Here is a 20,940-nt window from a genome sequence, read left to right as displayed (position 1 = left end):
TCTCTGAAATTGAATCGGTGATGCCGGAGGAATCACAGCGAGACGTTTCCCGAGAGCGAGAGCAGCTCCGCCTGCCGCCTCAGTACTGTGACTTCGCATGACCGACACCGAGATCGAGATCACCGCAGGCCTGGTGCGCGACCTGCTGCAGGAGCAGCATCCAGACCTTGCAGGGCTGGCCATCCGCGAGGTGGCGGGCGGCTGGGGCAACCAAATGTGGCGTCTCGGGGACGAGTTGGCCGTGCGCATGCAGCGTATGGACCCCACCCCGGAGCTCCAGCTCAAGGAGCGGCGGTGGCTGCCCGTGCTGGCCCCACGCCTTCCGCTCCCGGTGCCGGCCCCGGTGCGGTTCGGCGAACCGTCCGAGCGCTTCCCCAAGCACTGGACCGTGATGACGTGGGTTCCCGGCGAGCCGCTGGACCACGGCTCGATCAGCCGCGGCGCCCACGCGGCCGACATGCTGGCGGGCTTCCTCCGGGCGCTCCATGTGGAGGCGCCCGCCGAGGCGCCGATCGCTACGGACCGCGGTGCGCATCCCAGGGACTGCACGGACGGTTTCGACCGCTTCTTCCACGCTGTTGCCCTCGACGACCGCGCTGACGATGTCCGGGCTGTCTGGGACGATGCCGTCGCAGCGCCCGAGTGGGAGGGGCCACCGCTCTGGGTGCATGGAGACCTCCATCCCGCGAACGTCGTGGTCTCGGACGGAACGCTCTCGGGGATCGTCGACTTCGGTGACATGTTCGCCGGCGATCCGGCACTGGACCTCGCCGCCGCATGGGTGTTGCTACCCGCGGGCACGGCCTCGCGGTTCTTCGACACGTATGCGCGTGCAGACGAGGCGGCGATCCGGCGCGCCCGCGGGCTGGCCGCTATGAAGAGCCTCTTCCTGATGCTCATGGGGCAGAACGGGGATCGGGGCCTTCCCGGCGGCAAGCCGAACTGGGGACCCGTAGGCCGGGCGGCACTTGATCGTGTTCTGAAGGGCGTTTGACGCACGCTCCTTTGAACTTGTTCTCGATCTTGATTGGGGCCATGCGGCAGCCCACCTTCGTGGGTTCATCGATCACCACGTGTGGCGGGGATGCCCAGGTCCACGGCCGTAGGCTGCCTGTGGCCCCGATCGAGCTGGCGGAGCTTCTCCTCGCCGCCGGTCAGGCTGATCTGGAGACCTTCGACCTGGCCGAGCCGGCCTTCCGCCTCGGCTTCGGCGATTCGGGCGATCACGTTGTTGCGGATCTCGGCAAGCCGTGCCCGTTGGGCCGGGTCAGGTCGAAGGAGTGAGCATCTGACGCAGGCTTCTCTGAACTGCATTCGCTTGGTTGGGGTCTGATCGGCACGTACTGTCAAGTGATGACTTCCACGGAAGCGGGTCGGGGGAACGGCATCATCTCCCATCCCAAGGGCCAGTCCGGATTTCGTTGCTCTGCGGCCTCGACCTCAAGGCGCCGGGGAACACGCCATGTCCACCATCGAGCACCTTCCTCGGGGCGGTCGGGCCATGGAATCGTCGCGCGGCGATAGCGAACGTCGATGCAATCGAGTTCCGGTTGCCTGATCGCGCGAACACGTGAGGGCAGCAGTGGCCAGACTCCCGCGAGCGCGTTGCGGCACGAGAGATCGTGGTCGAGCTCCGGCGCGCACCATGAGTAGCCCTCCTCCACAGCGTCCGCCAAAGCGCTCCACTGTGCGAGGAGGGAGTTGAGGGAGTGGGCTTGTGCTCCACCTCCAGTGCTCGTGACACGTGCGAGGGCTGTCCTGACGGCGTCGTACTCTTCAGCGCTCAGAGCGATGTCGTCCGTGTGGCTGTCTGCCGGATCCATGCGGCGGCTCCTGCTGAACTTGATGGGACGGCGCGGGTGAACTCACCTGTTGTCGGAGCTGATTGTCGCGCTCAGAGCGCGCAAGGCGTCGTCGTATTGATGGCGGTCGAAATGGAACGGGCCGAACGCCGTGTAGTAGCGTGTTGTGCGGTGGGGCTGCTCGAAAGCGTCCCAGGTCACGAGGTCGGCTGTCGCGGTGATGCGGACCATGAGCGGCCACCATCCCCACGCGCCGCATTCACAACCCAGAACCGGCGTCTTCGGCCCCACCGGGATGGTGGACCGTCCGAGGAAGTGGTCCAGCATCGGGCCGAACCGGAAGAACTCCGGGATCAGATCGCCATAGGCGTCGCCTGCGGGCTTCATCCCGGCCGCGATCTCGAACCCGTGTCGGCGTACGGACTTAGCTTGTCGTTTAACCTCGTCTCCGTTGGGGGTGGGGATGGAGAAGGCGGTTTTCGAATCCGTCAGGTACTCCGCTGTGTGCCAGGACTGCGGTGCGGAGCTGGAGTGCTGGGGAGTCCAGGCCCTGGTGGGCGGGCGGTTGCGCTGGGACGTTGAGTCAACCTGTTCCGCCTGTGGATACGCGGTAGCCGTGTGCGGTGGCGACCTGCCGGCCGAACGGCGGGATCAGATGCTCTCCGAGCATGGCCCCACGAGGCTGCAGGTGAGCAGTCCGCCGGCGAAGAACGTCGTCATCATGCGCGTGCTGCGGGCCGAGCTCGGCATCGACCTGACGACCGCCAAGGCCATGCTGCGCCGTGTGTTGGACGGTGGTTATTCAGGAACGCTTCCTGAAATTGAACACCTGGCCCGCACGCTTCGGAAGTCCGGCATCGCTGTTACAGCTACTCGCTCTTAGCTTGATGTTTACCGTCTGTGGTCGAACATGGCCTCGAACTTGCTGGTGATTTCGGCTGAGTGCCGGACATGAGAGCGGCCTCCGCTTGATTCTGCGCTCCGTCACAGAGGCACTTGACCAGCACGAAGGCCGTAGCGATGAGTCTGCTGCACCGGGATGTCCCGCAGGATGCGTTTGCCGAACTGCCCTGCTTCCGGACGGAGTTCTATGCCTGCTTGACCGGGCGGAGCGACGCGCTGTTCGAGCTGGCTGACGCTTTGCTGTGTGCGGACGGTCCGGTGAGGACGTTGGTCGAGCTGTCCCTGGCTCCTGAGCACCGGCGCGGGCATGGCGCGTTGTACGGCGGGCTGAACCGTGGACAGCTGGATGTGGCACGGCTGCGCATGGCGCTGGCCGGACTGCCGCTGTCCCGGACGGCGGAAGGGCGGCTGGTCCTGGCGGTCGACGTCGGCAACTGGCTGCGGCCGGATGCGAATACCAGCCCGGACCGGCTGTTCTGCCACACATACGGTCGGGGCAGGGGCTCGGCCCAGATGATCCCCGGGTGGCCCTACTCCTTCGTTGCCGCCCTGGAGCCCGGACGGACTTCGTGGACGGCCGTGCTGGACGTGGCCCGGCTGTGTCCGTGGGACGACGAGATCGCCGTCACCGCAGCCCAGGTCCGGGAAGTGTTCCAGCGTCTGTATGCAGCAGGCCAGTGGCGGCCAGGCGACCTGCCCGTCCTGGTCGTTGTCGATGCCGGCTATGACGTGACCCGCCTGGCCTTCCTGCTCGCGGACCTGCCCGTTGAGCTGCTGGGCCGGATGCGTTCGGACCGCGTCCTGTACTTCCCGCCCCCGCCGCAGCCGGCGGGCAAGCACGGGCGCAAACCCAAGCGCGGGGCGGAGTTCAAGTTCGAGGATCCCTACACCCAGCCTGCCCCGGCCATCACCACGGTGACCGACACCACCCACTACGGGAAGGCCGTCGCCACCGCCTGGGACCGTCTGCACCCGCTGCTGGTCCGGCGCTCGGCCTGGGCCGACTACCCCAAAGGGGAGCTGCCGGTCATTGAAGGCACCGTCATCCGTCTTCAGGTCGACCATCTCCGTGGTGACCGCAGCCCCAGGCCGGTCTGGCTGTGGTGGTCGGCCACCGGTGCCGCGGCCGGGGATGTTGACCGGCTCTGGCAGGCATTCCTGCGCAGATTCGATCTTGAACACACCTTCAGAATGTTGAAGCAGACATTGGGATGGACCGCTCCCAAACTCCGCGATCCGGCCGCCGCCGATCGCTGGACCTGGCTGGTCATTGCCGCCCACACACAACTCCGTCTTGCCCGACCCCTCGCAGAAGACCTCCGCAAACCCTGGGAGCGGCCAGCACGCTCAGGGCGCCTCACACCCGCACGTGTCCGTCGAGGATTTCGCCGCCTCCACGGGAAAGCCCCTCAGCCGGCCGGGGCACCGAAATCCAGGACCGCAGGCCCCGGCCGACCAACCGGCATGAAGAACAAGCGCCGTGCATGCGAGCACCCTGTCGGGAAACAGGGCAAACTGAACCTCGCGGTAGCCATCACCAACAGCAAAGCTGCATAAACGCCAAGCTTAGGGCTCGCAGAAGAACAACATGAGGGCGAGTGGTGCGCTGACCTGCGAGGTCAAGTCTCAAAACCCGCAAGTTATTCTTCTGCGAGCCCTTATCCGACAAGCAGTTCCGCCGCCCGTCGGTACCGCCCGGACTGTTCCTCGGCCAGCTTCCACAGAGTCGGCAGACCACCCTCTCGGAGCCGCTCTCCTGTCTTCTGCTGGCAGGCCAGCTCGTAGTCGGCGAGTCGTGTGAAGGAGCCGACGCGGCGTTCGGACGGCCAGGCGGCCGCCGCCTCCAAGGCGGATTCCAGCCCCTGCCCGGCAACGAGCTGCTGCTGCCTCGGCCGAGTCAGCACGATTGTCACGAACACCAATTGCGTCCACTTCCCGAAGAAGGCTCGGCCCGACAACTCGACCGGGTACCTGGCGTCCAGGGTCCAGTTCTCCCCGAACGCCTTGCCCAGCGCGCTTTCATCGAGTCCCTGACCCTCAAGGGAGGCCACGATGTTGTCCACTCCCGCCGAGACCAGGTCGTAGCGGTCGGACAGCCCGGCCCGGGCAGCCAACACGCGCACGGCTCCGCCGAGCCGGATGGTCGCGGCGCAGCACAACGCTGCCCCAGTCGCATCAAGGATCTCGTCCACGATCTCCCCCCAGATGGATGGACCAACAATCAGGCGCCATAGCCGCAATCGAACCAAAGGAAACGACCTCTCAACTTGTCTTTTAACCAGGTGGTCGGTTCAGGGTCGGGCGGCTGAGTGTCAGTGCTGGCGCGTAGATTGTGCGGGTGAGCTGGGATGTATTCATCATGCGGTTTCCGTCTGAGGCCGAGGCGATAGACGAGATCTCCGAAGACTGGGAGCCACCGAGCCTGGGTGCGGGCCGCGACGTTCGCGGTGTCCTTGCAGATGTGTTGCCGGGCATCGAGTATTCGCAGAACGGTTGGGGTGACTACGAGGGTCCAGGCTTCTCCATCAGCATCCCGGTCAACGAGGCTGATGACGCCCCGGTCGCCGGAGTCGGTCTCTTCATCCATGGCGACAGCGAAGCAGCAGCTCACGCTGCTCTCGCGCTCGCCGATGCGTTGAAAGCGCGGGCGTTCGACACCGGGTCGGGAGACTTCCTCACCGCGGACTGTGCCCAGTCGGCTTTCGATGCTTGGCGTGCATACCGAGATCGCGTCCTGGACCAGCGTGGGCCCTGAGCACGTCTTCTAACCTCTGAGGCTGTCGCGTTCGATGATGCTCTCGGGCCGTCTGGTCGTCCTCTCTACGTCATAGCGGTCGTGGGACGGCGATTTTTGGAGCCAAGCGGTCTTCCTGGTCCGGGTGTTGAGGGTTTCGGTGCGTGGGCCGGACAGTGCAGGTGCAGGCGAAGGTTCCGAAACCCTCGGCGGACTCGGGCCGGGGTGAGCCGTGCGGGCTCGGCGGGCTTCTCCCAGGGCCTCCGCAGGTCGGCGGCGGCCCCGCGCAGGAGGCGGAGTTGGGTGTGTGCGGCGATGATCAGCCAGGTCCAGCGGTCGCCGGCTTCAGGGGTGCGGAGTCTTGGGCGGGTCCACCCGAGGGTCTGTTTCATCAGCCGGAAGGTGTGCTCGATGTCGAACCTCCGCAGGAACGCCTGCCAGTGCACGTCGACGTCCTCGCCGCTCAGACCGGTGGCCGACGACCACGGCCAGAGGGGCAGCGGGTCTCCACCACCGGGCAACCGGTCGACCTGGAGGCGGATCAACGTGCCCTTAATGAGGGGGAGTTAACCGGTGTGGTCGATCCACGCGGAACGGGTGGTCAGGCTCGGGTGGATGCGGTCCCAGGCCATTGCGCGGGCGGTGCTGTACCGGTCGGTGATGGACCGTCGCCGCGTCAGGATCGCCCCAGGTGTCCGGCTTGGCGAAGCGGAACTCCTTGCCGTGCTTCGGCGGTCGCCCGCACTGGGCGGTTGGCTTCGTTCACTGTCTTTTGACGGCCAACACGGTCCGGTCGAAAGTTCCTGACCTGTGGGACGACTGGATTGACTGTCAAAGGACACGCAGTCCGAAGTACGGCAGGTCGAGCCCGCTACCTGGGCCGACTCGGTTGGATGGCAAGGATCGGCGTCGACTGGGTTCGCTTGTGGGATCTCAGGTCCCGTGTCATTCCTGATGCCGTGATCTGCGTCCCTGGTTCTGTCTTGCACTGATGGGCGCTGCCTTTGTCGCAGGGCGTGTGATGTTTCCTCGCGTCCTGTTCGCGGCCGACGATCTCCTGCCACGCTCCAGGAGTTCGGCGGCGCGGCGCCCGAGCAGCGTGACCGGAGGGGCGGGCCGGCCTGCCGGCGGGGGAGGTGGTAGGTGGCTCTTGTGTCCCACCGGCCAGCTCGGGTCAGCCACGTCGGGATCGATTTGCGGCTTCTGATCCGCCCGTACGACCGCGGAATGTCGGTGGTTGACCTCACATCCGGAGCTGCTGCCGTCGTGGCCGCCCTCCGGATGCGCGTCTTCCCTGCGGCGGCTATCCGCGTCTTCCCCGCGAGCCTCCGCGCGCCCTCACACCACAGCGCCTGAATCCCGCGCCCGCCCGCGTCGCTCCAGTGGACTGCGCGCCCCGCTGTCCTCGCTGTTCTCGCTGTTCTCGCTGCGCTTGGGGCGCACTGGCGGCGCCGGGCGGCTGCCCTCGAGCTGCACGGCGATCGGCACGGCGGTGAACACCGTCGATGCCATACCGATGACCACGCCGGCGATCAGCGCCACGGAGAAGTCCGCGAGCGAGTCACCGCCGAGCACGGCCAGGGCTGCCAGGATGAACAGCGCGCCCATACCGGTGTTTACAGTGCGCGGCAGCGTCTGGATGACGGCCTTGTTCGCGGTGGTTTCCAGGTCCGCCGCCGGATCGCGGCGGCGCGCCTCGCGCACCCGGTCGAAGACGACGACGGTGTCATTGACGGAGTACCCGATGACCGTGAGCAGGGCCGCCAGGAAGACGCTGTCGACGGGCCTGCCGAGCCAGGCGAACAGGCCCACCACAAGCAGCACGTCGTGCACCATGGCCGACACCGCCGCGGCGGCGAACGTCCACCGGAACCGCACGCTGAGGTAGATCAGCTGGGTCGCGACGGCGATGCCGAGCGCGATGAGCGCGTGCCGGCGCAGTTCGTAGCCGAGGCTCGGGCCGATCAGCTCGTCCCGCTCGACGGTTACCTCGCCGCCCTCCTTCGCCAGCGCCGTTGTGATCGTGTGCTGCTGGTCGTTGCTCAGCTCACCGGTGCGTACCGAGATGTCCCCGTCCCCCGACTCCTGCACCACCGCGCGCGGGAACCCGGCGTCCGTGACCGCCGTACGTGCCGCGTCCACGTCCACGGGCCTGCTGGTGCTGTACTCCACCAGGCGCCCGCCGGTGAACTCCACCCCGAACTCCAGGCCGCGCAGGCCGATTCCGGCGACGGCAACCACGATCAGCAGCGCGCTGACGCCGAGCCAGCGGCGCCGGTGGTGCACCAAGCGGGGTTTGCGGCGCGCGAGCCAGGCACGCACCCGGCCGGTGGAGGTGATCCCGGTCAGGCCGGGTCGGCCCCGCACGTAGCGGCGCCGGATCGCGAAGTCGGCGAGGACCCGGGTGATCACCAGGGCCGAGATCATCGAGACGAGGACACCGATGGAGAGCGTGACGCCGAAGCCCTTGACGGGTCCGGTGGCGAAGAAGAAGAGCAGCCCGGCCGCGAGCAGCGTGGTCACATTCGAATCGACGACCGCGCTCCATGCCTTGCCGAAGCCGATGCTCAGCGGCTTGTCCAGGTGCGCCGGGGCTGACTTCAGGGCGCGGACTCCCAGATACTCCTCGCGGGCACGCTCGAAGACCAGCACGTTCGCGTCCACCGCCATGCCGATCGCCAGGACGAAACCGGCGAGTCCGGGCAGTGTCAGGGTCGCGCCCAGAGCGACCAGTACGGCGTAGGAGATCAGCCCGTACAGCGCGAGCGCGATGGTGGCCAGGGCACCGAGGAGCCGGTAGACGACGATGATGAACAGCCCCGTCAGGGCGAGCCCGATGATCGCGGCCTGGGTGCTGGCGGCGATGGCGTCGGCACCGAGCGTGGGGCCGACGGTGCGCTGCTCCACGACCTCCACGGGCACCGGCAGCGCACCGCCCTTGACGAGCGCGGCCAGATCGCGGGCCTCTTCCCGGCCGAAGCCGCCGGTGATCTGCGTGGAGCCGCCGGAGATGCCGACCTCGCACGCCACATCCGCGTTGACGCCGGGCGCCGAGAGGACCTTGCCGTCCAGGACGATGGCGACGCGCCGCTCGGGGGAGCCCTGCGGGGCACAGGCCGCCGCCCCGGTGACCCGTGCCCAGTCCTTGCCCGCCTGCCCGCGGAAGACGAGGTTGACCATCCAGCCCGACAGCGTCTGCTGGTCGAGCAGTGCCTCGGCGTCCTTGACGCCCTCGCCGGTGAGGACGGTGGGCCCGAGCTTGAGAAACGCCCCCTTCTGGTCGGGGTCGGCCAGGGTGCGCGAGCCGTCCCTGGCCGGCTTCCCCTTGTCTGCGTCCTGCTGGTCCGTCGTGCCCTGCACCGGGTGGACGGTCAACTGCGCGGTGCGGCCGATGACTTCGGCGGCCTCGCGCGGGTCCTGTACGCCGGGCAGCTCGACGAAGATCCGCTGCTGGCCGGACCGGTACAGGCTCGGCTCGGACACGCCGAGCGCGTCTACCCGCTGGCGGAGCACCTCCAGGGCCCGCTGGGTCGATTCGGCATTGGCCTTGACCACGGGTGAGTCCTTGGTCTCCAGGACGATCTGGGTGCCGCCGCGCAGGTCGAGGCCGAGGCGGGCGGACTGGGTGAGAGCGAAGAAGAGCGAGGCGGCGATCACACCTAGGGCGACGATCGCCCGCCACATGGGCGCGCGAGACATGAGTTCTCCACGATGGGCAGGCAGACGGAGTCGACGTCTGCCCCGGGCGCGGAGGCGAACGGTCAGGCGTCGATACGGACTTCGGTGCTCCGTCGGGACGGCGGGCCGCGTGGGCGATACGCGTGGGCGCCCCGGCTCGTTCCTGCGGCCGCGACCGCCACGGCCACGGCGGGACCGCCGACAGCGCGGTGCGGGGCTGTGTCCCCGGCGCCAGGACCCAGGAAAGGGTGGAACGGGTACGGCACGGCGTCGGCGTGGCCGAGCACGGGGCGCGCCACGGTGACGGGTCGCTGCGTGTCGGCGGTCGCGGACGCCTGCGCGGTCGCCGCCGCGGCCGTGCCCGTCGAGGACGGACGGGACACCGACGCCGACTTGGCCGACACCGGCAGGAGGAAGGCCAGGACCGCGAGCAGCGCGGAGAGCACGACGGCGGCCGGGCGTGTGGTGTGTGCGCGGTGCTGCTGCACGCCTCTTGCCCCCCGGCCAAGTCGTCGTACGGAATCAGCAGTTGACACTGCGAACCGACGGCTCCGCTCGTCCGGCCGTCAGTGACATGAACGCCGTCGGGCGTCCTGAGGTTCCCGACTCACCGCAGGAAGGTTACTGCCGGCGGGGTGCGCTGGTGCGGCGGCATGGAAGTACGGGGAAGGGGCGGGACGAGGCGTCGGTATGGACCCTTGAGCCCGTGCCGCCGCCGCACCTCCGAAGCCGGAGTCGGCTACGCCCCTTCTCTCGGAGTATCCGATCGTTGTTCTGGCGTGCCGCTGAGTGATGCCCAGCGGGCGCGTATCGAGCCATTGCTTCCGGACCGGGTCCCGCAGCAGGGCGGGTGAGGGCGTGATCACCGCCAGGCGATCGCGTGGAAGTGCCACACCGAATCGCCCCGGCAGGACCTGCCACCAGAGTTCGGGTCGTGGAAGGGGGTGCATCGATGACGGTGTTCCGTCCACCCGCTGGATCGTGACCAGGCGCTCGTGCCGTACGTGGATATCGGCGATGCACTCCTCGCCCGGAAGGTATGAGGAGGGGATCGGTGTTGCTTTCGCCCCATCAGGCGTCCTCGTCCACCGCAAAATGCATCTGGGCACAGCCGGAGAGGGTGTACGCGTCGCCGGACCTGAGTGAACTGGCGCGGTCGTCACTGTCATGAAGCCCAAACGACTGGGTTCGCTGTCAAACGCCTCGATTGGATGACAGTGGACATTCACTTCAAGTAGCAGGTTGTGAGGAATTGTCAAATCTTGTGGACTGACCACAGCGCAATGGCCGGTCGGTCAAGCAAGCGGCTTGCGGTAACGGACGTACTCGTTCTGCCGCCGGAACCCCACACTCTCGTAAAGAGCGAGTCAAGTGCCAGGCGGACGACCCGGACCACCGCCACATCGTCACGCGGTACGGGAACTCGGAGCTGGGCTGGCACCATTTCACCGGCCGCCACAACATCAAGAAGTGCTCCACTCTGTCCGCTGCCCTCAGCGACCGCGTCGACCGCGACGACCACCACGGGCACCTGGAGTACGACGGCGTCGTGTTCGAGACGGGTGTGCCGAGGCCTCGGCAGGTGAAGTTCACCGTGGTCGTGCAGTACACGCGGAAGACCACGGACGGACGCTACGATGCCGGGCGCGGTCAGAAGATCGGCGTCATCACGGCGTACTGCCACAACCAGCCAGGGAACAAGTGTCCAGCATGGGCCAAGCTGTGAACCCTCCTGAGCCCGATCCCGATCTCGATGAGGCGGTCACCGGCCGCCTCATCGAGATCGTCCACTCCTTCGTGACCACGCACGTGTCGTGGAAGCCGCTGTGCACCGGCGCGGTCATCACGGGGGAGGACCGTATGCGCCTGTACTTCCGTTCCCCCGAACGGGACCGCACCTACGGTGTGGACGTGCTGATCAGCCACACCGGGCCCGGTCTACTGGGTGCCCTGGCCTCCCCGGCCTACCTGGCGAACGAACATCTGCACCAGCCCTCCGACGATCCGCACTGCGACGTGATCGTGGACTGCACCACGTACTGAGAGACAGCCACCTCGCCTCGCTCCGTGCTCTGCGCAGTGCTGCCGGGTGAGCTTCGGCGATCAGGTGTGCAATGGGGGAAGGTGGTCCGGCGGAGACCAGAACCTGAGAGACCTCGCCCAGAATCCCCGACGGGTGTAGCTCTCCTGCAGTGAGATCGTTCAGGCCGTCAGGCGGTAATGGCCTGGTCGAGGCGGGGATGGAGACGTGTGTGTTCCTGACGCACGTGACAGCGCCGGTAGGCGGTGAAGTCGCCGTTGCTGATGATCGCGTGGAGTTGGAGGAGGGCTTCGGCTCCGGGGACGCTCCAGCGGCTGCCGGTGATCGTGAGGCGGTCGGCGACCAGATGCCTGGCCGCGCCCTCGATCACGCCGCTGCCGGTCGGCCGGCCCCGGGCAAGCGCCCGGTCGTAGCGGAGGAAGTCGCGGGCTTGGTGCATTTGGATCTGAACGGTGATGAGGTAGCCGACAGTGCCGCCGATGAAGGCGGGGATTGCGGCCCTTGGTCAGTCGTCTGTCGCCCGCCACCGGGACAGGAGGCGGGCGACGCTGTTGTCGACGGGTGCCGTGGAGGCGTCCGTCGCGGGGGTCAGCTGTAGGGGACGGCGTCGGCGGGGTCGGCGTGCCAGTTGGTGGCGAGGGGGCGGTCGACCTGGACGGTGTGGGGGAGGTCGAGGGTGACGAAGTTGTCCTCGTCGCCTGTGACGGAGAGGTGGAGCTTCTCGAACAGCCTGCCGTTCTCGTTGTTGGTGGACTTGGAGTTGATGCCGGCGTAGGCGGCGGCGGAGCCGGAGAGGACGACGTCGTCGCTGACGCTGTGCTCGACGGGCCGCAGCTCGGTGTCGGCGGCGGAGCCGAAGGACGCGGAAGGGAAGACGCCCTCCAGGTAGCAGGTGATGCCGGACTTGGCCTTGGCAGTGACGAGGAGGTAGCCACCTGCCTGCGTCTTCGAGGTGATCGTGAAGGTCAGGTCGTTGGTGGCACAGGCCCGCGCGGCGGTGCTTCCGCTGTCGGCGGTGGCGGCCGGGGTTGCGGTGGCAGCGAGGGCAGCCGCGGCGGCCACGGCCAGGGCGAGGCGGGTGGAGCGGGCGGCAAGTCGCGAACGCATCGAAGATCTCCATGGTGCGGAAGTGGGTCGTCCAGCGGACTGCTTGGACGGCCACAGCTTGTTCCGTGATCTGTTCCGCCCGCCACGAAAAGCGATCATGTTGGGACGCTGGAACGCTGGAACGGGCACTGACCAGCAGAAACGCTGGCGGCCTGGGACGGGTGACTGGGACGGGTGGCCGGGACGGGCAGGGTGGATCATCACCTGGCCCCACCGATGTCCGGGGCGTTCTCCTCCAGCCACGGGACAATCCTGTTCGGGTGCGGCTCTTCTGTTCCCGCTGGGTGTGGAAGATCCAATATTGCGGGAAGTCGCCGTTGCTGATGAGGGCACGGAGGGTGAGAACGGCTTCGGCGCCGGGAACGCTCCATCTGCTGCCGGTGATGTCGAGGCGGTCGGCCACCAGGTGGCGTGCGGCTCCTTCGACGATGCCGCTGGCGATGGGCCAGCCGGCTTCGAGGGCCTGGTCGTATTGCACGAAGGCGGCGTTGTTCTCCAGGTAGTGGCAGGCCTTGTCGATCGTGGCGCGTTGTTCGTCGGTGAGGTGGCCGCGTGCGGCTTCGCTGCGCAGGTCACGGACGGCGCCCGAGGCGTCGCCGGCCAGGATCCTGGCGGCTTCGACACCGTGCGCTCGCCCACAGCTTCTCCAAGACGTGCACGATGTCGAGGACGATATGGATCGTGACCGCTCGGCGGTCGGCTTCCTTCTGGATCAACTCCAGCTGGTGGGCGGCGCCGTCGACCAGCACCACCCAGCATCGCTGGTGCTGCGGGTCACGGGCTTCTGCCTCGTCGAACGCGGCGGCAATCACCTGGTCCGCGTCGTGTTCGACGGAAGCGGTGAGCCACTTCGCGCGGGCTTTTGGCCCCTTTCTCGGGATGCGGCCCGTGGAGCGGCCGCCGGGCGGGGCGATGATGTCATGCGGCCGGCGCGGCGCCGGGGCCGGGGCAATTCCAGTCGCCGTGGAAGTCGTTGCGCGTCAGAGGGCCGCCGTACCCACCGCCCGACCTGCCGAAGGGATTCTGACCGGTCGGCTCCTCACCCCTTCGTTCCCGGAAATTAACCCGCGGCCTCTTGGCGACTCCTCTTCTACGCGCGTAACTTGAGCCGTCTCCCCCACACCATCACTTCGACATGCCCGAAGCACGAGGAGACGCCAGCGTGTCCAGATCCGACAGATCCGACAGATCCGCAGGAAGCAGATCCAGCGCGCGGCGTGCCGCCTACCCGCTCATATCCGTGGGGGCGGTCGGCGCCTTGGGCCTCACCGCGATACCCGCCGCGTTCGCCGCGCCGTCCGCGACCGCGGTGATCGCCGAGGTGTACGGCGGTGGGGGCAACTCGGGGGCGACCCTGGTCCGGGACTTCGTCGAACTCGGGAATGCCGGTTCGGCCGCCTACGACCTGTCGGGCTACAGCGTGCAATATCTGCCCGGTTCGCCGTCGGCATCCTCGCAGTGGCAGGTGACCGCGCTGAGCGGTTCGGTCGCGCCCGGCGGCCGGTATCTGGTCGCCGAGGGGGCGGGCAGCGGCGGTACGACGGCGCTGCCGACCGCCGACGCCACCGGCTCCGTCGCGATGAGCGCGACCAGCGGCACCCTCGCCCTGGTCGCCGGCACCACCGCGCTGACCTGCAAGACGGCCGCCGACTGCGCGGCGGCCCCGAACATCGTCGACCTGGTGGGCTACGGCAGCGCGCTCGTCCGGGAGGGCGGCGGCCCGGCCACCGGCGCCTCCAACACCGCCTCCGTCGCCCGCACCGCCTCCCTCGCGGACACCGACGACAACGCGACCGACCTCGCCTCAGGTACGCCGTCCCCGGTCAACTCGGCGGGCGAGAGCCCCGATTCGGGCGACGGCGGAGACGGCGGTGGCGGTGAGGAACCGACCGAACCCGGCGCCCTCCGCGTCCACGACATCCAGGGCACCACCCGCCTCTCCCCGCTCACCGGGCAGACGGTCACCCGTGTCCCCGGCATCGTCACCGGCGTACGGACCTCCGGTTCGAAGGGGTACTGGATCCAGGACCCGCAGGCCGACAGCGACCCCCGTACCGGCGAGGGCGTCTTCGTGTACACCGGCTCGGCGAACCCGACCGTGGCGGTCGGCGACTCCGTGCTGGTCACGGGCAAGGTCACCGAGTACTACCCGAGCAGCACCAGCCAGTCGGTCACGGAGATCACCGGGCCGACCGCGACCGTGCTGTCCGGCGGCAACGCCCTGCCGGAGGCCGTCACGCTGGACGCCTCGACCGTCCCGGACGCGTACGTGCCGACCGCAGGCGGCGGCAGCATCGACGCGCTCCCCCTAGAACCGGCCGTCTACGCCCTGGACTTCTACGAGGCGCTGGAGGGCTCGCGGGTGCAGGCCTCCGACCCCCGGGTGGTCGGCGCGACCACGGAGTACGACGAGGTGTGGGTGACGGTGAAGCCGGAGGAGAGCCCGACCGTGCGCGGCGGCACGCTCTACTCCGCCTACAACCAGCCCAACACCGGCCGGATGAAGGTGATGTCGCTCGACACGGCGAACGCCCTCCCGAAGGCGAACGTCGGCGACGAACTGTCCGGCACGACGAGTGGGCCGCTCGACTACGCGTCCTTCGGCGGCTACACGCTCCAGGCCACCCAGCTGGGGACGTACGTCGACAACGGGCTGAAGGCCGAGAAGACCCGGCGCCAGAAGGGCGACGAGCTGGCGGTCGCCACCTACAACGTGGAGAACCTGGACGCGCTCGACAGCCAGGAGAAGTTCGACCGGCTCGCCGAGGGCGTCGCGGTCAGCCTCAGCTCGCCCGACATCGTCACCCTGGAGGAGATCCAGGACGACAACGGCGCGACGAACGACGGGACGGTGACCTCCGAGGCCACCCTGACCCGGTTCACCGACGCCATCCGCACGGCCGGCGGCCCCCGTTACCAGTGGCGTTACGTCGCCCCCGAGAACAACCAGGACGGCGGCGAGCCCGGCGGCAACATCCGCCAGGTGTTCCTGTTCAACCCCAAGCGGGTCTCCTTCACCGACCGGACCGGCGCCGACCCCGCCACGCCCACCACGGCCACGGGCGTCGTGAAGACCCGCAAGGGCGCCCAGCTCACGTACTCCCCGGGCCGGATCAACCCCACCAGCGACGCCTGGGGCAGCAGCCGCAAGCCGCTGGTCGGCGAGTTCGTCTTCCACGGCGAGCAGGTCTTCGTGATCGCCAACCACTTCGGGTCCAAGGGCGGTGACCAGCCCCTGCACGGCCGCTACCAGGAGCCGACCCGCAGCTCGGAGACCAAGCGCCAGGAGCAGGCCGCCGAGGTCAACGCCTTCGTCAAGTCCCTGCTCAAGGCGGACAAGAACGTCAAGGCCGTCGTCCTCGGCGACCTCAACGACTTCGAGTTCTCGCAGACCATGACCGCCCTCACCGACGGCAAGGCCCTGAAGCCGCTGATCAGCACCCTCCCGGCCGCCGAGCGCTACACGTACGTCTACGACGGCAACTCGCAGACCCTGGACCACATCCTGACCAGCCCGGCCGTCACGCACTTCGACTACGACGTCGTGCACATCAACGCCGAGTTCGCCGACCAGGCAAGCGACCACGACCCGCAGATCGTCCGGATCGACGTCGGCAGGTGCCGCCGGAACTGACCCCGCCGGCCCGGCCCGACCTCGACAAGGAACCCCCAGATCCGTCTGCGACCTGGGGGTTCCTCACTTCCCTGAGTCACGGAAGACCTGCGCAGACCTCTGACCGGTCAGCCCGCCGCCTGGGGAGCCTGCGGGCTCGCCCAACGTCCCGTCCCCGGCGGCCCTCCAGGCCCGCGCCACCCACCTGCCCAGGGTGGTCTCTTTGATCCCGAGATCCTCCGCGACCTGCGCGATCGACTTCCTCGTCTCGGTCGCGATCCGCAAGATCACCGCCGAACCGTCGGCCCTTGCCGTGACACCGGCGACCCATGGTCCCGGAAGGCAGGCGACGGCATCGTTGAACCCAGCCGATCCCAGAGGTTCACAGGCCCCGCCCGGAAGGACGATCCCATGAAGTCGACGCAGTCCTCCAAGACGATCACCACGATGGACGACCTGACCCTGATCCCCGGCGAGAGCGACCTCGCCCCGCTGTTCACGGCCTGGGACCAGGCACACCCCACCGTCGCCGACCCTGGGTGGCGGCACCTCCTGGATGAGATCGCGCATCCCCGCACCGCCGAGGCGTTCCACCGTCTGGCGACGGTCGCGGCCTGAGCTCGTACGGCCGCGCCCCGAGGCCGGCACCAGGACACCGGCCGCGCGGGGCGGGCCCGACGTATGGCTCGCCCATCGGTTGCCGCCGCCGGTAGGGTCCCTCGCGGAGGGATCCCCTGTGACCCGAGCATCCGGCCTCGCCATTGCGCTCGTCCTGGTTGCCGTCATGACGGCCGTCGCCGGATGCGGCGGGCCGGCGCCGGCCAGGAGCCCGTCCGCCGGCGGGTCCGCGCCTCACCCGGTCGTCAGCCTCAGCGCGGACAGTCGCGTGCTGGTCCCCGGTGGCCCGCCGCTCGCCTTCCGTGTCGCCGTCGCGGGCCTCACCGTCGGACAGGCCGGCCGGCGGCAACTGACGCTCTACATCGGTACCGTCCCCGATCGACTCCAGATCCGCGAAGCCGGGTCGTGGCACGATGTGGCGCTCCAGTGGAGCAACGAGCAGGACGACAACGGGGAGTTCGTCGCCGTGGTGCCGCTCTCCCACCGCGGCGAGGCACGCACGGAGATCGAGTTCCGGCTGTTCACCGCCGACCAGCAGATCGACTACGTGGACGACCAGGTTCCCGCCGTACGCAACACCATCGCCGCGCAGACGGACCAGGAAGGCCGGATTCCGGCTGCCCATGCGGCGGCGTCCGCGGTGCGGATGGATCTGTCCGTCGATGCCACACACCTCACCATCGAGGTCCCGCAGTTGCTCAGGGCGACCGCGGGCGGCCCTGCGGTGGAGTGGGAGGTGAGAGTGCGCAACGCGGCGGGCGGTCTTACCCGCTCCGGCCTGCGCGTCGCGATCTCCCTGCTCCCAGGGTCGGCCGACGAGTCCGTGCGGCAGCTGCACTGGTCGATCGACCGCCGGGGCTGGTGGACCGATCTGATGGGCCGAACGCACATCGAGACCGAGGTGTTCACGCTCAAGCCCGGTGCGTCACGGACCGTCCGGATCCGGCTCGCCCTGCCGGCCGGCACCACTGCGAAGGGTTCCGACCAGGTCGGCGCCATGCTCGCCGCAGCGGTCACGGCCCCTTGGTGGCCCTCCGACCCGGACCGGCCCTCGGGAGTCTCCCTGGACGCGGAGTCCACCAACGTGCTCACGGAACCGTAGGTACGAGGAGGTCCCCTGCCCGCCGGTGTCGCGGGCAGGGGACGGTCACTTCACCGGTCCGGGCTCACTTCACATCGACGAAGTCGGGCCAGCCCGATTGTGAGCCTCACACCCCGTCTTCCCAGGTAGACGCGTCGCTCTGTGAGGCTGTCAGGTATGAGGAAGCAGCGTCATCCCCCGGGTTCCTGTCCTCTGACAGGTGATCTTGACCGGCTGGGAGGCCGCAGGTCAGGTGTAGACGTTGCGGCCGTACTCCTCGCGACTCACCTGGCTGCCACGAACACGCCACATCGCACACGCGAGTGGGGCGGCAGTCTGCCGCCCCACTCGATGGGGTCTCGCGGGGGACCAGGGGGGCGGGCACAACCGCCCGGAGTCCTGGTCCTATCAGCGCTCGGTCGGGAAAGCCGTGAGCCTGTCACGGACGATCACTTGCGAGGTGACTCTCGCGGCCCGCGAGGGCCTGCCGCGGCCCGCCGATCCGTCGGCGGATCCCGTAGTCGCCGCAGGGCGCCAGCTCACCGACGGCCTCTTCGCCAGCGCGCACGCGATCGGCGAGCTGATGCTCAAAGTCGCGCCGGCCTACCTGTCCGACACCGAGACGGCGACTGGCGTCCTGGCGCTGCTGTACGAAGAGATCGGCGACCCCATCGAGCACGGACTCTCCGCCCGCCACTACGCCGCCGTGGTCACCGAGGGCGATATTGAGGTTTGATCGCCGCAGCGGACGTAGGCTGACTCAACTATCAGTCGGAGGAGCGTCACACCATGGAACCGACCGTCGACAGGCCAGCACCGCAGGTTACCGTCACAGACATCCGTACCCTTTTGGACTCTTCCGCTGAGCTCCCCGTTCTGTACATCAACTACGGTCCTGGCGACGACGGGGGCACCGAGGCGGAGTTGGACGTGTGGGCCGCAGGCCTGGTCGACCAGCCCGACATCGTCCTCACCCGCGCGACCGCTCTGGAGCAGTTCGGCGAGGACCCCCATAGCGAGACCATCGCGGCGTTCCTGCCGAAGGTTCAGAAAGCCGTGGACCAGATGATCTCGGTCCGAGGCCTGTGAAGCAGATCTGCTGCGCGAGGGACCGTCTCATTCGGCTACAGACCCGCCACCATGCCGCACGGACCTCGCCTGCCTGAGCTCCTGGTCATACGACCGGCTGAACGTGCAGTGCATGGAGCCGGCCACCCACACCGTCCGGGTTGACGACGGTAGTGGCGGATACGCCGTGTGCGGCGGGCACGCGATGACCGCCCGCCTCCAGATCACCAACGGCCAGGTCGTGCCCGGCCTCCCTGCCTGAACAGTCCGGCCGGTTTGTGTCATCGACCCCCTGTTTTCCCAGGCGGGCACGGTCATCTGTGTCACTGTTCAGCTGATCTGTGTCATCGCGCGGTCGGACCCCGGCGGCCCCGGCGCCCGGCTCGGAACTTGGGTCCCTGGGTCCTCGGAACGGTGTTTTCCCAGGTGGACACAGAACGCGTTGGAGTTGGGTCCACGAGGAGGCGAGGGCCGCCGTCCTGGTGCTCATGGGGGTGCGCACGGACGGCACGAAGGAACTGATCGCGATGACCGACGGCTACCGCGAGTCGTCCGAGGCATGGGCAGGACTGCTGCGGGACTGCGCCCGCCGGGGCATGCGGGCCCCGGTGCTGGCCGTCGGCGACGGCGCGCTCGGCTTCTGGAACGCGCTGAACGAGGTCTTCCCCGACACACGCCATCAGCGATGCTGGGTTCATAAAACCGCCAATGTCCTGGACGCGCTGCCCAAGTCGGCCCAGCCCGCGGCAAAACGCGCGATCCAGGAGATCTGCAACGCCGAGGACAAGGACCACGCGGCCAGGGCCGTCCGCGACTTCGAACGGGCCTACCAGGCGAAATACCCCAAGGTCGTCAAGCGGATCACGGACGACGAGGACGAGCTGCTGGCGTTCTTCGACTTCCCCGCCGAGCACTGGATCCACCTGCGGACCACGAATCCGATCGAGTCGACCTTCGCCACCGTGCGGCTTCGAACCAAGGTCACCAAGGGTGCCGGCTCCCGCGCGGCGGGACTGGCCATGGTCTTCAAACTCATCGAGTCGGCCCAGGCCCGCTGGCGGGCGGTGAACGCGCCCCACCTCGTCGCTCTTGTCCGCGCCGGCGCCCGCTTCGAACGCGGTCAGCTGGTTGAGCGTGAGGAGCAGGCAGCCTGATGGACACGCCCAATCCGCTGACCGACGAGGAACTCTCCGAGATCGAGGATCTTGCCGGTGCCGCCACCCCAGGGCCCTGGCACGTGCGCCAACTCGACGACGACTTCGCCATGAGCCTCGTCGCCATCAGCACGGTCCCCGACACCGGGACCGGCGAACGCTGGCCAGACTTCGACCACCGGCAGATCGTGGCCGCCACCCTGGTCCAGCAGCCACGCTATGTCGACGTCGCGGACGAACGCTGGGACGAGAACGCCCACCTCATCGCCAACGCCCGCCAGGACATTCCCCGCCTGATCGCCGAGATCCGACGTCTCCGCGGCGTCCTCGACGCCAAAGATCAGGAACCTGAAGAAGACTGAAGAGCACCACCGATCCACAGGAATTGACAATTACTCCCGACGGTGCCGATCGAGGTGTCGATGTCGGCGTCGAGGAGGTGCGTGGTGAACGCGGACGGCGTGTATTGACTGCCCGCATCCGGATGATGAATGAGTCCTGGTCCGGCGGGAGTTCCGGCGCGGTCGCGGCGCCTCAGGGCCATGTCGAGGGCGTTGAGGATGAGCTTGGCCCGTTTGCTGGTGGCGGTGGACCAGCCCACGATCGTGCGGGAGGAGATGTCGACGACGAATGCAACGTAGACGATCCCGGACCAGGCGGAGGCATAGGTGAAGTCCGCCACCCGCCGCTCGTTCGGACGCGACGCGGTGAAGTCGCGTCCAGGCAGGTCACCAGCCCTGTCCTGGCCGTCGTCCCGGATGGTGGTGTGGATCTTCTTCCCGGGTCGGGCGCTCTCCAGGCTCAGGTCGCGCATCAGCCGGGCGACCGTGCAGCGGGCCATTGGTATGCCTTCGCGGTGCAGCTGGCGCCAGACTTTTGGGACCCTGTAGACGCTGAAGTTGTCCGTGTGGATGCGGCTGATCTGTGTCTTCAGCTCGTGGTCGCGGACCGACCGGGTGCTGGGGGTGCGGTTCTTGGCGGCGTAGTAGGTGCTCGTCGCGATCTTCAGTCCATGGCTGGTCAGGACTCTGCAGATCGGCTCGACTCCGAACACCTGACGGTGTGCGTCGATGAATGCGCGTTCCTCGCCTGCTCGTTCTGGATGGCGGACGACCTCGCGATGATCGGCCGCGTCGACGAG

General features: G+C 68.2%; 21 protein-coding genes and 2 pseudogenes. 14 read left to right on the top strand and 9 right to left on the bottom strand.

Features of this window, described 5'->3' with window-relative positions:
- The first annotated feature begins 97 nt into the window (after window positions 1-97).
- A complete protein-coding gene (locus ACWCRB_RS37360) occupies window positions 98-994 on the top strand; it encodes an aminoglycoside phosphotransferase family protein (RefSeq protein WP_451000304.1) in 897 nt (298 codons plus the stop codon).
- A 119-nt stretch (window positions 995-1,113) separates the two neighbouring features.
- Window positions 1,114-1,284 (top strand): hypothetical protein, encoded by a 171-nt coding sequence (locus ACWCRB_RS37355; protein ID WP_451000303.1) that lies wholly within the window; start codon window positions 1,114-1,116, stop codon window positions 1,282-1,284.
- Window positions 1,285-1,865: 581 nt separating this feature from the next.
- On the opposite strand, the gene ACWCRB_RS37350 is transcribed toward ACWCRB_RS37355, so the two are convergent.
- Complete coding sequence (locus ACWCRB_RS37350; protein WP_451000302.1) at window positions 1,866-2,189, bottom strand: hypothetical protein; 324 nt, start codon at window positions 2,187-2,189, stop codon at window positions 1,866-1,868.
- A 229-nt stretch (window positions 2,190-2,418) separates the two neighbouring features.
- Between ACWCRB_RS37350 and ACWCRB_RS37345 the strand changes: the two genes are divergently transcribed.
- Together ACWCRB_RS37345 and ACWCRB_RS37340 are read left to right on the top strand one after the other, a co-directional pair.
- Window positions 2,419-2,685 carry a hypothetical protein gene (locus tag ACWCRB_RS37345; RefSeq protein ID WP_451000301.1) on the top strand — a complete coding sequence of 89 codons (267 nt, stop codon included), beginning with the start codon at window positions 2,419-2,421 and terminating at the stop codon, window positions 2,683-2,685.
- A 137-nt stretch (window positions 2,686-2,822) separates the two neighbouring features.
- Window positions 2,823-4,262, top strand: a complete 1,440-nt coding sequence (locus tag ACWCRB_RS37340; protein ID WP_451000307.1) for an NF041680 family putative transposase — start codon at window positions 2,823-2,825, stop codon at window positions 4,260-4,262.
- 101 nt (window positions 4,263-4,363) lie between these two features.
- Here ACWCRB_RS37340 and ACWCRB_RS37335 read toward each other — a convergent pair whose 3' ends face one another.
- Window positions 4,364-4,897, bottom strand: a complete 534-nt coding sequence (locus ACWCRB_RS37335; protein ID WP_451000300.1) for a hypothetical protein — start codon at window positions 4,895-4,897, stop codon at window positions 4,364-4,366.
- Between the two features lie 146 nt (window positions 4,898-5,043).
- Here ACWCRB_RS37335 and ACWCRB_RS37330 point away from each other — a divergent pair, with 146 nt between their 5' ends.
- Window positions 5,044-5,460 carry a hypothetical protein gene (locus ACWCRB_RS37330; RefSeq protein ID WP_451000299.1) on the top strand — a complete coding sequence of 139 codons (417 nt, stop codon included), beginning with the start codon at window positions 5,044-5,046 and terminating at the stop codon, window positions 5,458-5,460.
- A 9-nt stretch (window positions 5,461-5,469) separates the two neighbouring features.
- On the opposite strand, the pseudogene ACWCRB_RS37325 reads toward ACWCRB_RS37330, so the two are convergent.
- From ACWCRB_RS37325 to ACWCRB_RS37315, 3 genes and pseudogenes are all read right to left on the bottom strand, one after another.
- Window positions 5,470-6,186, bottom strand: a pseudogene (locus tag ACWCRB_RS37325) (NF041680 family putative transposase); the annotation flags it as partial.
- Window positions 6,187-6,777: 591 nt separating this feature from the next.
- Window positions 6,778-9,138 carry a protein translocase subunit SecD gene (secD, locus tag ACWCRB_RS37320; protein WP_451000298.1) on the bottom strand — a complete coding sequence of 787 codons (2,361 nt, stop codon included), beginning with the start codon at window positions 9,136-9,138 and terminating at the stop codon, window positions 6,778-6,780.
- A gap of 62 nt (window positions 9,139-9,200) precedes the next feature.
- Window positions 9,201-9,605 (bottom strand): hypothetical protein, encoded by a 405-nt coding sequence (locus tag ACWCRB_RS37315; RefSeq protein WP_451000297.1) that lies wholly within the window; start codon window positions 9,603-9,605, stop codon window positions 9,201-9,203.
- Between the two features lie 1,222 nt (window positions 9,606-10,827).
- Between ACWCRB_RS37315 and ACWCRB_RS37310 the strand changes: the two genes are divergently transcribed.
- The gene (locus tag ACWCRB_RS37310; RefSeq protein ID WP_451000296.1) at window positions 10,828-11,160 is read left to right on the top strand and encodes a hypothetical protein; all 333 of its coding nucleotides are present in this window, start codon (window positions 10,828-10,830) and stop codon (window positions 11,158-11,160) included.
- A 167-nt stretch (window positions 11,161-11,327) separates the two neighbouring features.
- Here ACWCRB_RS37310 and ACWCRB_RS37305 read toward each other — a convergent pair whose 3' ends face one another.
- The 3 genes from ACWCRB_RS37305 to ACWCRB_RS37295 form a co-directional block, all read right to left on the bottom strand.
- Window positions 11,328-11,597 (bottom strand): hypothetical protein, encoded by a 270-nt coding sequence (locus ACWCRB_RS37305; RefSeq protein WP_451000295.1) that lies wholly within the window; start codon window positions 11,595-11,597, stop codon window positions 11,328-11,330.
- Between the two features lie 149 nt (window positions 11,598-11,746).
- Window positions 11,747-12,265, bottom strand: coding sequence for a DUF4232 domain-containing protein (locus ACWCRB_RS37300; RefSeq protein WP_451000294.1), 519 nt, complete (start codon window positions 12,263-12,265; stop codon window positions 11,747-11,749).
- A gap of 572 nt (window positions 12,266-12,837) precedes the next feature.
- Window positions 12,838-13,077, bottom strand: coding sequence for a hypothetical protein (locus tag ACWCRB_RS37295; RefSeq protein ID WP_451000293.1), 240 nt, complete (start codon window positions 13,075-13,077; stop codon window positions 12,838-12,840).
- Window positions 13,078-13,505: 428 nt separating this feature from the next.
- Here ACWCRB_RS37295 and ACWCRB_RS37290 point away from each other — a divergent pair, with 428 nt between their 5' ends.
- The 8 genes and pseudogenes from ACWCRB_RS37290 to ACWCRB_RS37255 all read left to right on the top strand — a co-directional run bounded on the left by ACWCRB_RS37290 (window position 13,506) and on the right by ACWCRB_RS37255 (window position 20,161).
- Window positions 13,506-15,899 (top strand): lamin tail domain-containing protein, encoded by a 2,394-nt coding sequence (locus tag ACWCRB_RS37290; protein WP_451000306.1) that lies wholly within the window; start codon window positions 13,506-13,508, stop codon window positions 15,897-15,899.
- Between the two features lie 390 nt (window positions 15,900-16,289).
- A complete protein-coding gene (locus ACWCRB_RS37285; protein WP_450404665.1) occupies window positions 16,290-16,496 on the top strand; it encodes a hypothetical protein in 207 nt (68 codons plus the stop codon).
- 118 nt (window positions 16,497-16,614) lie between these two features.
- Window positions 16,615-17,598, top strand: coding sequence for a hypothetical protein (locus tag ACWCRB_RS37280; protein WP_451000292.1), 984 nt, complete (start codon window positions 16,615-16,617; stop codon window positions 17,596-17,598).
- Window positions 17,599-18,007: 409 nt separating this feature from the next.
- Window positions 18,008-18,313: a hypothetical protein gene (locus tag ACWCRB_RS37275; RefSeq protein WP_451000291.1), complete on the top strand. Its 306-nt coding sequence runs from the start codon at window positions 18,008-18,010 to the stop codon at window positions 18,311-18,313.
- 53 nt (window positions 18,314-18,366) lie between these two features.
- Window positions 18,367-18,666: a hypothetical protein gene (locus ACWCRB_RS37270; RefSeq protein ID WP_451000290.1), complete on the top strand. Its 300-nt coding sequence runs from the start codon at window positions 18,367-18,369 to the stop codon at window positions 18,664-18,666.
- A 112-nt stretch (window positions 18,667-18,778) separates the two neighbouring features.
- The gene (locus ACWCRB_RS37265) at window positions 18,779-18,907 is read left to right on the top strand and encodes a hypothetical protein (protein WP_451000289.1); all 129 of its coding nucleotides are present in this window, start codon (window positions 18,779-18,781) and stop codon (window positions 18,905-18,907) included.
- Window positions 18,908-19,124: 217 nt separating this feature from the next.
- Window positions 19,125-19,781 (top strand): annotated as a pseudogene (locus ACWCRB_RS37260) (IS256 family transposase); the annotation flags it as partial.
- Between the two features lie 17 nt (window positions 19,782-19,798).
- On the top strand, window positions 19,799-20,161 hold the full coding sequence (locus ACWCRB_RS37255) for a hypothetical protein (RefSeq protein WP_451000288.1): 363 nt from the start codon (window positions 19,799-19,801) through the stop codon (window positions 20,159-20,161).
- Here the strand turns inward: ACWCRB_RS37255 and ACWCRB_RS37250 are convergent.
- Window positions 20,140-20,940, bottom strand: an 801-nt coding sequence (locus ACWCRB_RS37250) for an IS3 family transposase (RefSeq protein WP_451000287.1), incomplete at its 5' end; no start/stop codon positions are given. The two genes, ACWCRB_RS37255 and ACWCRB_RS37250, sit on opposite strands and share 22 nt — an antisense overlap.

It is taken from the genome of Streptomyces sp. NPDC002156 (assembly GCF_053593675.1).
Note: the sequence above shows the minus strand (reverse complement) of the source record. Positions and strands in the feature narration are given on the sequence as shown.